Raw genomic sequence first — 13,157 nt, 5'->3', positions numbered from 1 at the left:
CTCTCGATCGGCCATCGTGACAGGGGGATGCTGTGAGTGGCGTTGTTGGGGAACCAGTGATCTCCTTTGGCAGCTTTCGGCTGTATCCCCGGCGGCAGGCCCTGTTCCGCGGAGAGCAGCGCGTCGCCATGAGCGGCACGATGTTCGAACTGCTGATGGTGCTGCTCAAGCGACCGGGCGAACTGCTGAGCCAGCAAGAATTGATGCGCCACGTCTGGCCCGGGCGCACCATCGACAGTTCCAACGTGCGCTCTCAGGTGGCCGTATTGCGCCGGACGCTCGGGTGCAGCAAGCGCGGCGAGCAGTACATTGCCACGTCGTCGGGCCGCGGCTACCGCTTCGCCGCCCCCGTGCAGTTCGGCACGACGGAGGCGACTGCGTCAGCGGAGCGGTCCCCCGAAGCGCCGCCAGGGACGAACCAATTGCGCCTGGCGGCGCCCTGGTGCGCAACTGCGGTGATCGGCCGGGATGCCGAGATCGCCGAGGTGGTCGAGCGCATCGGCGAGCACCGGCAGGTGACCATCGTGGGTCAGGCCGGCGGCGGCAAGACGGCGGTCGCGCTCGCTGCGGCGTCCGCCGCACATCGGTTCGACGCGGCGCACTGGTTCGCTCCGGACGAGGACTGCCCGGCAACACGGTTTGAGGAGGCGCTGGTCACGGCGATCGATCCGAACCTGTGCGCAGCGAACGCGCGCGAGGCATTGGTAGCGCTGGCCGGCGAGCGCGCGCTGCTGCTGGTGATCGACGGGGCCGACAGGCACCTCGATGCTGCGGCCGCCTTCGCCGAATGGCTGCTCACCGCCCTGCCGCGCTGCGCACTCCTGATGACGAGTTGCGAAGCGATGGGCGGCGCGTTCGAGGATGTGCTGCGTCTGCCTCCGCTGGCGCTGCCGAACGAGGCGGGCGGTGACGACGCCGTTCTCGGCTCTCCCGCCGTTGCACTGCTGCGCGCACGCCTTGGGCGGATTCCGTGCGAGGCAACGCCACCAGAACTTGCGGACCTTGCCCACCGGACCGGCGGCAACCCGCTTGCGATCGAGTTGGTCGCTGCCGAGGCGCGCACGATCGGCGTCGGCGCGCTGCTCGACATCCTGGACGACGCACTGCTTCTTTCGCTGCAACGCCGGTCGGGACCGCTACGCCAGCGTTCGCTCGGCGTGCTGATGGAGGCGGCGTTTGCCGGCTTGGAACAGGCCGAGCGGCAATTGCTCGCCCGCCTGAGCACGCTGCCGGACACATTCGCCCTCGAACCCGCGGCCGAGGCGGCGCTCTGTAGCCCTCGCGCGGTCGCGACGCAGTTCCGGCTGCTGGTCGGGCGCTCGCTGGTGGAGATCTGTCCGGCAGATAACGGCATGCGCTACCGGCTACCGGCACCCGTTCGCGCCTATGCTGCCCGGTGGGTGGCGCGGCCGGCGGCGACCGAACCGCCCTTGGCGGTACCAACGCTGCGGTCCGCGCCCAAGGCACTGCGCTCGACCCGGCGCCACGGTGCGCCAGTGGCCCAGCCGCTCTAGCGCGCGTGGCGGGCACAGCGTGCCCAGCGGTAGCGTCCAAGCCCCGCAAGTAGCTTGGACGGGTCGGCGCCGCCCGGGCGGCGCTGCCGAACACACAGCATTTCAAGATGGTGCGGCCAATTTCCGCATCATTTCACAACGTTCAACTTACGCGCGGCACGGGTCCGGTGCTTATTTGCGCTCACGTGCTGCCGGTCGCTCGACAGGCGGTGCTGCGGGGGGAGCCGGAAGCGCTCACGCCCGTCGTGCGGGACCGTCCGCCGGCGGGGGCGGGCCAGGGTCCATCAGCGTCGGCCTGCGGCGTCGGAACGGGTTTGCCCGATTTCCGGATCGTGGGTTCGCGCGACCCTGGCGGCAGCTTCATTGAGAAAAGGATCGTAGAAGACCATGGCGACTTCCCCCTCTGGCACGCGCCCCGGCCGCTCGCTTCGGGCGATCCTGACCGCCACGGTGTCGCTGACCGGCCTCTTGAGCTTGCCCGGCGCGGCCTGGGCGGGCTCCGACGGCCCGGCTGGCTTGTCGGTTTCCGAATTGGTCGAGGCGCAGACACTGCAGGGCGGCGACAGCACGCCGGAGGGCGCGCTGGACCCCAACGACGTCACCGGCGTCGGCCAGTTGGTTGTCGATTTCGGGTTCGGCAGCAGCACCTGCACGGCATCCCTGATCAATCCCCGCACGATCCTGTTCGCAGCGCACTGCGTCAACACGAAGGTGAACTTCGTGTTGGACCCCGCGACGGGCCAGTATGTGACGGTGCCGACCGGCATCGCCGACCCAACGGGCTATGGCGCGGGCGGCATCGCGCTCGGCTTTGGCGTGCGGGCGGACAATCGGCCGGGCTTCAGCGATTTCACCAACCCGGCGTCGGCCAACTATCACCGCACCGCGCTTGGCAACATGTTCTACAACATCAGTCAGGTTGCCTACCACCCGAATTCCGTTGCCATCGCTGAAGCGACCGGCGACCTCAACTCGACCTTCTACCAAGGCGACATCGCGGTCGCGACGCTGGACACCCCCGCGGCCGGCGTGCCGACCTGGGCGATGCTGTTCTCTCCCCTGCCTCCGCCCGGTACCATCAGCGACACGGACGGCACGGGCTACCACGTCTCCATCGGCGGCTACGGCCTGTCAGGAAACGGCGTGGACGGCGCCTACCAGCAGGTCGACTACCGTCGCCGCATCGCGGAAAACATGATCGGCATCTTCGGCTCGTTCGACGACCTGGACGTCACCTTCGGCAACGATCCGACCGGCCTGAGCCAGAGCCTCTACTTCCTCGACTTCGACGACCCATCGCGCGAGTCGCCCAATGACACCAACGTGTTCAAGGATGATGCGCGGCCGAACGAGGGCATCACCGCACCGGGCGACTCGGGCGGGCCGCTGATCCTGGACGAGACCTTCTCCGACCAGGTCATCCTGGGCGTGCTCTCCGGCGGCTCGTCGGGCGGGCCGGGTTTTCCCCCCGGTTCCTACGGCAGCCTCAGCTTCTACCAGCCCCTGTTCCTCTATTGGGACTGGATCGCGGCCAACAACCCGTACCACTACGTCAACGCCAAGGGCGGGGACGGCGCGTGGGAAGACCCGAACCACTGGGTCACGGTGCTGGACCCCAGCTATCGCGTGATCGACGCCAAGGGCAATCTGGTGAACGGCATTCCGGACACACCAGGTGCGGGCCTCAACCCGATCATCGCCCCCTATGGCCAGGTCTGCCAGCAGAGCCGGGCGGACGATGTCGACCTCTGCTACGATCTCCGGACCAAGAAGTTCTTTGACCACGGCGAGGAGGTGCTCGACGTCGAGCCGCAGGGCAGCGAGGAGGCGCTGGCGGCGCTGCGCGCGCGGGCCGAAGCCTCGGGTGATCCCCTGGTCTACGTGCCGCCCGTTGCCTCGCTTGCCAATGGCCTGCCCGGCGCGACCGGTTTCACGCCCGACAACCGCGACCCCGACGTGCCCAACGGCGTCAAAGGCTCCTATTTCGACGTGACGCTGTCGCTGCCGGGCACGACCACGCTGTCCAGCGACGTTACGGTGGATCGCTTCGCCCTGGGCAACAACGCCGCACGGCTCGACATCCGGGAGGCGGGCTCGCTGACCAGCCTGATGAACATCACGCAGTTTGCCGGAGAGATCATCGTCGACGGACGACTGGCAAGCGTCGGCGATTTCATGCTGGTGTCGGGGCTTCTGCGTGGCGAGGGCACCATCGCGGCACCCTACGTAACCAACATGATGGGCACGATCGCGCCGGGTGGCGCCGGTACGGTGGGCACCCTCAACATCGACGGCAATGTCGTGCTCGCCTCCAAGTCGATCCTGGCAATCGATATCGGGCCGAACGGCGCGTCGGACACGCTGGTGATCGGGGCCAACGACGACGCCGGAGTGGACGGCATCGCTTCGGTAGGCGGCCAGGTGGCGTTGCTGCCCACCCCGGACACGCGCGTGCGCTATGGCGACACCTTTCGTATCCTAACGGCGGAGGGTGGCGTTACCGAGAGGTTCAGCGGGGTGAACAGCTTCAGCGCCATCCTTAAGTCCGCCTTTGTCTACACCGCCAACGCGGTAGACGTGCGGATCGATGCGGCAAGCTACAACACCGTGATCGATCCGCAGTCGCCGGTGCAGCGCAGCTACGCCACCCTGCTCGACCAGGATCGCAGCAGGTCCGCGGAGCTGGTTGACCTGTACGACGCGCTCGACATGCAGACGCCAGACCGAATTCGCGCGTCGCTGGAAGGGCTGGCGCCGTCGGTCGAAACACTCAAGACCGCCGTCGGCATTGCCGCGACCGAGAATGCCGCCGCGCTGGTGAGCGACCGTCTGATCGCGATCAGCAGCGGGAATGCGGGCGGAAAGCTGACGCTGGTCGGCCAGCCGGTCCGGCTTGCGCACGCCCTGAATGGGCGCTCCGGTTCCGCTAGCCCTGCGACCGCGACCGACTCGGTGCAGGAGGTCGTGCCGGCGAACCTGCCTGACGACATGAGCGCGGTTCTCTCGGTGGGCTACATCGACGGGAGCGCCGCGCGCATGACCGGGATGGGTGGCACCGACGATTTCAGCGGCTTTAGCCTGGCAGCAGGCGTGGAGAAGCTGGTCGGCGCCACCAGCGCGGTCGGCCTGGCGGTGAGCTACACCGATCTCGATGGCGACAGCGTCAACGGCAAGGCCAAGGGACAGCACTTCGCCGGGACGATCTATGGTCGCTTTGGCACCGGGGCGCTTGCGCTTGACGGCCGGGCGACTCTTGGCCGCCTGTCGTCCGACACCAGCCGCAGCCAGTCGCCGCTGGCGACCGGCACGCTGCGCAGCGAAAGCAGCGCGACGACCTTCTCCGGCGAGGTCGGCGTCAGCGGGACGCTGCGGGCCGGCGCCCTCAGCCTCGAGCCGCGGGCGGCATTCCGTGGCGAACACATCGGCTTCAGCGACGTGGACGAGACCGGCGGCGTAGGCGCACTCGGCATCCAGCGCGACGCCTTCACCAGCCTGGAAGGGCGCGCGAGCGTGACCGTTGCCTTTGAGGGCAACGGCGTGCGGCCGTTCGCCACGGCCACCCTGGTCAACCGCTTCAACGACCCGGACGAGGTATTCCTGGCTGACTTCGTCGATGGCATCGGTGTCGGCGCGCCATTTGCCCTGACGAGCTGGGACCGGAGCTGGGGCGAGCTGCGCGCTGGCGTGCGGGCGCAGACCGGCGCGCTCGACTTCGCGCTTTCGGGACAGGTCACGGTCGGGCGTGACGACGTTCGCACCAGCTCCGCGACGGGGCGGGTAGCCTTCCGCTTCTAAGCCGCGCCCGGCGCGCCGACCGGGTGCGCCGGAGCCGGACGATCGGCAGCCCGGCCGCTTCAGGCTGCGTGAGAGACCGTGTCGACCGAGCGTGCGGCGATGGCGTCGATCAGACGTTGCGCCGCACCCGCGCAGGCACCGGCGCCCTGATCGCGGGCGAGGCGCAGGGCGCCGCTGGCCTCGGCCAGCGCCTCCGCAATCGCAGCCTCACCGCGCGTGCGGAGCAGGAGTTCGGCGCGCAGCCGCTTCGCCGTTGGCAGCGCCCATCGCTCGCCGGTGACCCCAGTTTCCTGGATCAGCGCTGAGGCAAGCGCCAGCGCCTCTGGCGTCGCACCAGCGCGGGCAAGCGCGTCGGTCAGCGAGCATAGCGCCATGGTGCGGACCGGCCCAAAGGAGCTGCGGCGAACGGAGGCCAGCGCATGGTTCACCGCAGCGAGCCGGGGCGTGCGCTCGTGCGCGACGACGAGCCAGTCCTCGAACATCTGAGCCACGCCCTGCCACGCCGGGATGCGCAGCGCATTCACGGTCGCACGAAGCTTAGCGACCGGGGCGCACGCCTCTTCCACCCTGCCGGCATCGAGCAAGATCGGACAGATCCCCACCGCAAGGGCGTAGGTGATGCTGAGCAGGTGCCCCATCCCCTCCCCTTCCGCCAGCGCGGTCTCCGCCGTGCGCAACGCTTGGTCGGTGTCGCCCTGGAGATGGAGGATGCGCGCTCGGTAGCAGAGGCTGACGATACGCTGGTCGTATTGGAACGGGATGTTCTGCGTTTGCCACTCCGGAAAGGGATAGAAGGCCAGCACCCGGTCGAGATGGGCGAGCGCCGCGTCCTGCTCGCCGGTGAAGTGGAGAACGGTTCCGATTAGCCGGTCAGCCGCGACCTGCACCTCTCGGCTGGCACCGCCGCGTGCGATTGCCTCGATATCCCGGGCGTGCTGGCGTGCTGCCGTAAAGTCGCCGCGCCAAATACTGCCCGACCAGAGCGCCCATCGCCCGTGAATTGCCGCATCGCGATTGCCCACCGCCTCGGCATGCGCAATCAGAACCGATGCGGCACCCAGCTGGACATCTGGGGGCATGATGCGGGTCGCGAGCAGGGTGGTCAGCGCCGTGCGGAGTTCCACCTCCACCGCGCGGCGCGGCCCGTTGGCAACCAGATCGATGGCGTGGTTCAGCCGGTGGAGCGCATGGCCGAAGGCGCCGGTATGAAACCAGAAGGGCACCGCCGCCAGCGTCAGCGCGAGTGCGAGCTCCTCCCTCTCCGGAGCGGCGAAGCACCAATCGAGCGCGCATGCCAGCTCCTCACCGTCGATGCCGCTCCATCCGGTGCGCTGCTCCAGGTCGCGGCGCAGCTGCTCGGCCAACCGCTCCATGACCTGCGCGTGCATCGACGATCCGCAGAGCTGCTCATAGGCGTAGAGGCGGACCATGCGCGGCATGGCGAAGCTGGTACCGTTGGCTAACGGCCTGACCGTCAGCAGCGACCTGGAGGCGAGCTCCGCAACGCCGTCGTGCAGGTCGGGCGAGTCGTCCGCCACGATCGCCTCTGCCGCCTTCAAGGTGAACGCCCGGGTGAACGCACTGAGCGCCAGCAGTCGGTTCCGCTCGAGTGGGGATAATCGGTCTACGTCATATGCAACCGACGCCTCAAGGCTGCGGTGGCGCGGCGTGGCGGTGCGCGAACCCCGCAGCCGCAGCACCGCCGAACAATCCACCGCATCGGCCAGCCCCTCGAGTCCGCGACGGTCGACCTGAGCGGCGGCAAGCTCGATCGCCAGCGGATTGCCTTCAAGCTGTCGGCAGATCCGCCCGATCGCGGCCAACGCGTCCGGGCTGCCGGTCGGGAAGTCCAGCGGGGCGCGGGCGACGAACAGCTCAACCGCGTTCGGACCGTCGAGGGGTCCCAGCCGAAGCACCGTTTCCGCGTCCGTGCGCAGCGGTTCTCGGCTGGTCAGCAGAAGGGCCGAGCGCGCCGCGAGCCGCAGCACCGTCGCGACAAGTTCGGTGGCCTCGTCGATGCAAGCCTCGCATCCGTCGACAACCAGCAGGTGCGCACTGGACCGCAACACCGTCGGCAGCTGCTGGTCGGGGTCTGTCCCGTCGGTAATGCCCAGCCCGGAGAGAAGCTGCGCGGTAAGGCTGCCGCTGGTGCCATCGAGGAACAACACAGCCGCATACTCTGCGGCGACAGCCCGCGCCGCCGCCAACGCCACGGCCGTCTTGCCGGTGCCGCCCGCGCCCGCGATCGTGACTTGGCGGCGGGTTCGCAGAGCCTGGACGACAGCAGCAAGCGGCTGATCCCGACCGATCAGCGGAGTCCGGGGTTGCTCCAAGTTCGCGAGCGGCGTGGCCTGAGCGGGCAAGCCGGACGCGGCGGTCGCCGTGACGGGCGCCACGAAGCGGTACCCACGCCCCGGAACGGTCGCGATAAAGCGCGTGCCGTCGCGTTCGCAGCCCAGGACGCGACGCAACGCGGCGATTTGCGTCCGAAGGTTAACCTCCTCCACGGTCCGCCCCGGCCACGCGCAAGCGATCAGTTCTTCCTTGAGGTGGAGCTCGCCCGGCCTGGCGAGCAGCGCTAGAAGCAAGTCTGCCATGCGGCTGCCGAGCGACACCTGCGTACCGCCACGCCACAGCTGCTGAGTGGCGGGCGCGAAACTGAAGGCACCGAAAGACAGAAGCGGTGAGGCGAGCCGGCCGCTCACCCCGGCAAACTCTACCACGCGGTTACTCCGTCAGTATCCAGGAACACAGCCCCGGTAATCGGGCGAATTGTTGCATGGCACCATAGTGCATGCGCAACTAACGACCGCAACCGCCTTTATCGCTGTTTTGTCACATTTTCTCACAAATCTGTAACGTGCCTCCCCTGAACGTAACCCGCCAAGGTCGATCCCGCCTCAACGGGAGATGGACAGATGGAAGGAACGGGGTTTCGGAGAGCAGATCAGCTTTGTCCCTGGTTCTGGTCACGAAGCTCTCGAGCGCCTCGCCCTCATGGTCGACCGCACGCCACCGGCAGACCATCTCGCCGTTCAGCTTCACGTACATCTCGTCCAGGTGCCACCGCCAGTGGCGGAACCCACGCATTCGGCTCACCCGCTGGCAGCGGATGTCCCTGCGAACATAGGCCCGAAGCGGTTCCACCAGTGCCGCACCGCCTCGTGACAGATGTCGATCCCGCGCTCGAACAGCAGGTCCTCTACATTCCGCAGCGACAGCGGGAAACGCACGTACATCAGCACCACCAACCGGATCACCTCGGGCGAGGAGTTGAAGTAGCGAAAAAGACTAGCGGGCTTGTGCGGGCGGGGCATCCATGCGCCCCAGCCCGCCTCCCCATGAACGGATGTTTCAAGTTCGAAGTGGGCATAGCCTTGATGACCGCTTCAGTGTTTTACAGGGCAAGCGTTCGCTCTCGCTGCTTCGGCAATCCACCCACCTGTCGAAGTGCGCAGCGCGTACCGGTCACAGCCGTGTTGACGGTCGGCTCAGCAAATCATGTGGAGAGATAAAGGCTTTGGTGGCCATTATGTGTTCGTTTGGCAGGAGCCGTGGCAGGGAAGCAGGTGGGCCGCCGCCGCAGATTCGCGTGGATGTACAAGCAAACACGCGTTCGCCCGAGCCCTGCCGAAGGCAGAGGCCACTGGTTCGAATCCAGTCGGGTGCACCATTTTCCGAGATCTTTCTCGACGTGCGTCGGGCCGGACCCGTGACGCCGCGGCGGGAGCAGAGCGTCAGCGGAAGATCGTGTCGAGCTGCGGCTCGGCGCGGCGCCGGCGGAGGGCGCGTGCCAGCACGACACAGTAGACGCCTGCGGTTGCCGCTCCGATGATGGCCGATATCAGCATCGTGGCCAACGAGCCCTTCCCGCCCAACGACGCCAACACGATGCCGCCCGTGATCCCCGCGAGGACACAGACCGCTCGGCCGGCCGCCGTCCCGCGCCGGGTCACGGGCCACAAGGCGGACAGCAGCACGGCAGCAGTGGGCGCGGCGACGAACGCGATGGCGATCCAGAGCAGGCACAGCACCATGGCCGCGTTCGGCAGGCTCATGCGCGCCGCCGAGCCCGGCGCGATCAGCAAGAGCGCCACCGATCCGAACGCCGAGACCAGCGGCCCGGCGACACCGGCGACAAGGAGAGCGGATGCGTGCGCCTTCAGGGTCAGCGGGCGCGCCGTGCCGCCGGGGGGCGCGGCGTCTGCGCGCCGCTTCTTTCTCAACACCGGTGCGCCTTCACTGGGGGCACGCAGATCGGCCCATCCGCCTGCCAGACGCGCGTGGGCAGGGAGGCGCACGTCGGGCCGGAGGGGATAGCGGATGCGGTGCGGAAAGGCATAGTCGCCGGGTAGCCGGCTGTGCCCCTGCCGTCCATGTCCTGCCCGATCATCGCCCCGGCGGTGGGGATCGGTTCGGCCTGAGTCGTGCGCCCATCAGCGGGGCCGCTCCCGGATCGAGCGCTGAACGGCTGAGTGTGGGTGTTTGCTGCCGGTCCGCGTTCAGGAGCGTTAGAGCGGAGAGCCGACGTCGGCTGCCCCTGCCGGCTTTCTCGAAAAGGATGGTGTTTCGAGAATCAGTTGCCGCCGTCGGTTGGTGTGCTTGGCCGCGATGATAAAGCGGAGTATTCATACCACGATGCTCGGGAACATCTGCCTTGACCATGATAGTGCCGTAGCTGGCATGGTTACGCGCGTCTCGTCAGCACCTCCCCCGCCTCATCTGACTGACCGGATTGGCCGTGTCGGGGCACCGCCCCCGCCCGTGTCGATCGTCGTCGGCTAACAGCCGGCAGGCTTGCCCGTGTGCGTCGCGGGCGTCGCAACGTCTTTCAGGTGAAGTTTCATGTTCTATCGTCATGCGTCGGCGCTGCTGCCGACGACTGCCTTCGTCCTGCTGTGGAGCAGCGGGGCCATCGTTTCCGAAATCGGACTACAGCACGGCTCTCCCTTCGCGCTGCTCATCCTGCGCTATGCCATCGCCTTCATGGTCCTGTCGGCCTTTGCGGTCTGGAACGGCACGCTGCTGCCTGAGCGGGGAACCCGCCGTCGCAACACGCTCATCGGCTTCCTGATCGCGGGGCTGTATTCCGCCTTTTACCTTCTGGCACTGGACAACGGCATTACGCCCGGCGCGCTGGCGACCCTATTAGGTGTCCAACCGATCCTGACCATCTTTCTCACCGAACGACGCGACACTGCCTCCCGTCTGCTGGGGCTGACATGCGCGCTGGCCGGACTCGCGCTCGTCGTATCAGATGGCCTCGCCTCGATGCGCTTCGATCTGCTGGGGCTGGCATTCGCCGGACTGTCGCTTGCCGGGATCACGGCGGGGTCAATCCTCCAGAAGCGAGAAAAGCAAGCTCCGTGGGTGGTGCTGCCGATGCAGTATGCTGTCGGACTCGCATTCGCAGTCGCAGTGTCACCGCTCGGTGAGTTCAGGGCATCCTGGGATGCCGGATTCATGCTGCCGGTTCTGTGGCTCGGCCTCGTCATTTCGGTCGGCACCACGTTCCTGCTCTACCGACTGATAGCACGCGGCAACCTCGTCAACGTCACTAGCCTGTTTTACCTTGTGCCGGGTGTCACCGCGGCGATGGATTGGGCGTTCCTCGGCAATCCCATGTCCGCGCTGATGATGGGCGGCCTTGCTTTGGTCGTGGTCGGTTTGCTGATCGTCTTTCGGTATAAAGCTGGCTGATGCCAGTATACGGCAATACGGGCGTGGCGCAGCCAAGCCCGTTAGTCATTCCCGATCGGGAACCTATAGCGGGACAGACGGCCGGGCGGTTGGGACGAAAGCCGCCGGGGCCGCCCTCTTTCGCATCATCTGTTGCCGATTGCTCTTTCCCGAAATGGCCTGAGGAAGACGGAGAAATGGAATCGCGTTTGCCGAAGGGCCGGCATCGGGAGCGCAGATCGCGAGCCTGAACCTGCGGGTGTGGGGCGGCTCCCGACGATCGGCTCGATGAGTCGTCGGCCGGGCCTTCGGCCGGAACGGCGGGCCGGGGCCCGGCGCAACCGCTCCCGGGCAGGATCGTTGGGCGCTGCTGAGGAGAAAAGCGATCGCCCACGCCAGCAACGTCGTGCAATGCGAAGGCCCCGACAGCCCCCACGCGTTCGACATCGTCCCGCTCCAGCCGAGAAACGGCACCCTGGATGCGAAGTGTCCGATCTGCCGGGGGCACGGCCAGTGGAACACCGAGATCGACCTGGTCAGCTTCCGGTGCAAGCGTGCCGTCTGCGACTATTGCCTCGGCGCCGGATGGATCGAGACCGGCGACGATCCGGTCGGGCACCCCGACATCGTCATGACGCCGGACGGCTATCCCAAATGGGTGGTCGCCTATGATCCGCGCCGGGACCCCGAGCAGCTGCCGACCGAAACTGCTCCCGCGCTTTAGTCCGACGCGGCCGGATCGGCGGTGAGCCTCTCGGCCTCCTGCTCCAGCATGTCCGCGGTGCGCTCGAGATCGTCTGCCATTTCCACCAGACCCTCTTCCCCGGCAGGCGGTTCGACGGGTGGGTCGGCGGGTGCCTGGGCCGCCAGCGCAGCCGCATTCGCCTCGTGATGAAGCGCGTCCGCCTGTGCGTTCAGCGCCTCCGTCTCGACCTGATCGGGACGGACGCCGAGCCGCGACAGCATCTCGGGCCGTTGGGGAATGGCGACGGCGGGATCGAAGAGAATGACGGTTGCCCCCGTGGGGGCGAGCGCCGCCCGCGCCGGCTCTGCCATCGCAGCGGGCAGGGCCACGAACAATCGTGAACCCGCAAGGCTGCCTGGCCCGGATGCCTGTCCGGCCTCGACCAGGAGGCGCAGGAGCGCACCAGGATCGGCAGGGGCGGCAACGGCGAGGTCGCGCTTGCCTTCAGCCTTGGTCAGATGCCCGCGGATGGAACGTGCCGTCCGGGCATGGTTGGCGGCGGAAGGCGCAGGCAGGACCAGGGAAAGATCATAGGAAAAGGGGGCGGCTTCGGGCACCAGGCGCCGCATCGCTTGCGCGAGATAGCGGCTCCACGCGCCCTGCTCGGTTCCCGCGGGTGCGCTGAGCGGCGCGATCGCCGAGGCCCGCCACCGCGCTTCCTCTGCCTTGTCACGGGCGGCGATGGGAGCGGCGGCGGCCTGGGCGGCATCCCAGTCCGGACCCGTCAGCGGCGCGACCGCGCCCGTCGCGAGATCGATGGTCACATCGACGTAGCCGCGCGGCTCCCTCCCGGAAGCGCGCGGGACGACGACCTTCAGAACCAGCCGCTTGCCGTCTTCCGACAGGACATGTCTGCCGCTCCACCAGAGCGAGCTGACCGATCGCGGCAGCGCGCGGACATAGTCGGCGGGCAGGATGTCGGTGAGTTCGTAGGACCGAACGACGCTCCCGTCGCCGCGGTAGAGGACGACCACATGCTCGCCGAAGCCGACCGAATGCCAGTTGTCGAAGGTGACGACATAGGCCGCGTCCTCCGTGACGAGTGCCGAGACGGGGGCCACTTCGTTCACCAGCGGTGCTTCCCACACGGTGGTCCAGCGGCCGGCGACAAGGCGCTCGAGAATGCCGCGCGCTCTGGGTTCGCCACCGGCACGCTGCCCGGCGGGGTCCCGGTGCGCCACCTTGTCTTCGAAGTAGGAAAGCGAGCTTTCGAGATCGCGGGGGATGACGGTGAAGCGGACCTTCTTGCCCGCCGATTCGTAGGTCTGCCGTGTCGCCGGCGCCCAGCTGTCCGCCCGCGCCGGCATGGGGCTGAGCAGCACCGCCAATAGTCCGATTACAAGCCGCCACATGGTCTTTCCCCCCCTGATCGCACCATGCTGCCCGCGATCGGAGGGTCCCGCAACGCCGATCCGCGACGGGAA

At 67.7% G+C, this 13,157-nt stretch carries 7 protein-coding genes and 1 pseudogene; 4 read left to right on the top strand and 4 right to left on the bottom strand.

Annotation, left to right across the window (positions count from 1 at the left end; all coding sequences use genetic code 11):
• The first annotated feature begins 128 nt into the window (after nucleotides 1-128).
• Both EO081_RS13730 and EO081_RS13725 read left to right on the top strand, forming a co-directional pair.
• Complete coding sequence (locus tag EO081_RS13730) at nucleotides 129-1,514, top strand: winged helix-turn-helix domain-containing protein (RefSeq protein WP_129342612.1); 1,386 nt, start codon at nucleotides 129-131, stop codon at nucleotides 1,512-1,514.
• 387 nt (nucleotides 1,515-1,901) lie between these two features.
• The gene (locus tag EO081_RS13725) at nucleotides 1,902-5,309 is read left to right on the top strand and encodes an autotransporter domain-containing protein (protein ID WP_129342610.1); all 3,408 of its coding nucleotides are present in this window, start codon (nucleotides 1,902-1,904) and stop codon (nucleotides 5,307-5,309) included.
• A 59-nt stretch (nucleotides 5,310-5,368) separates the two neighbouring features.
• On the opposite strand, the gene EO081_RS13720 is transcribed toward EO081_RS13725, so the two are convergent.
• The 3 genes and pseudogenes from EO081_RS13720 to EO081_RS13710 form a co-directional block, all read right to left on the bottom strand.
• Nucleotides 5,369-8,032 (bottom strand): ATP-binding protein, encoded by a 2,664-nt coding sequence (locus tag EO081_RS13720; RefSeq protein WP_129342608.1) that lies wholly within the window; start codon nucleotides 8,030-8,032, stop codon nucleotides 5,369-5,371.
• 214 nt (nucleotides 8,033-8,246) lie between these two features.
• Nucleotides 8,247-8,626: pseudogene (locus EO081_RS17290) on the bottom strand (DDE-type integrase/transposase/recombinase); the annotation flags it as partial.
• 420 nt (nucleotides 8,627-9,046) lie between these two features.
• Nucleotides 9,047-9,538, bottom strand: coding sequence for a hypothetical protein (locus EO081_RS13710; RefSeq protein ID WP_129342606.1), 492 nt, complete (start codon nucleotides 9,536-9,538; stop codon nucleotides 9,047-9,049).
• A 616-nt stretch (nucleotides 9,539-10,154) separates the two neighbouring features.
• On the opposite strand from EO081_RS13710, the gene EO081_RS13705 reads away from it, so the two are divergent.
• Both EO081_RS13705 and EO081_RS13700 read left to right on the top strand, forming a co-directional pair.
• Entirely contained in the window at nucleotides 10,155-11,009 is an 855-nt protein-coding gene (locus tag EO081_RS13705; RefSeq protein WP_129342604.1) for a DMT family transporter, read from the top strand.
• A 385-nt stretch (nucleotides 11,010-11,394) separates the two neighbouring features.
• Entirely contained in the window at nucleotides 11,395-11,712 is a 318-nt protein-coding gene (locus tag EO081_RS13700) for a hypothetical protein (protein ID WP_240697688.1), read from the top strand.
• Here the strand turns inward: EO081_RS13700 and EO081_RS13695 are convergent.
• Nucleotides 11,709-13,085, bottom strand: a complete 1,377-nt coding sequence (locus EO081_RS13695) for a hypothetical protein (protein WP_129342600.1) — start codon at nucleotides 13,083-13,085, stop codon at nucleotides 11,709-11,711. The two genes, EO081_RS13700 and EO081_RS13695, sit on opposite strands and share 4 nt — an antisense overlap.
• Nucleotides 13,086-13,157 lie beyond the last annotated feature (72 nt).

The organism is Sphingomonas desiccabilis, assembly GCF_004135605.1.
GTDB lineage: Bacteria > Pseudomonadota > Alphaproteobacteria > Sphingomonadales > Sphingomonadaceae > Sphingomonas > Sphingomonas desiccabilis.
This window is presented reverse-complemented; position numbering and strand designations above follow the sequence as displayed.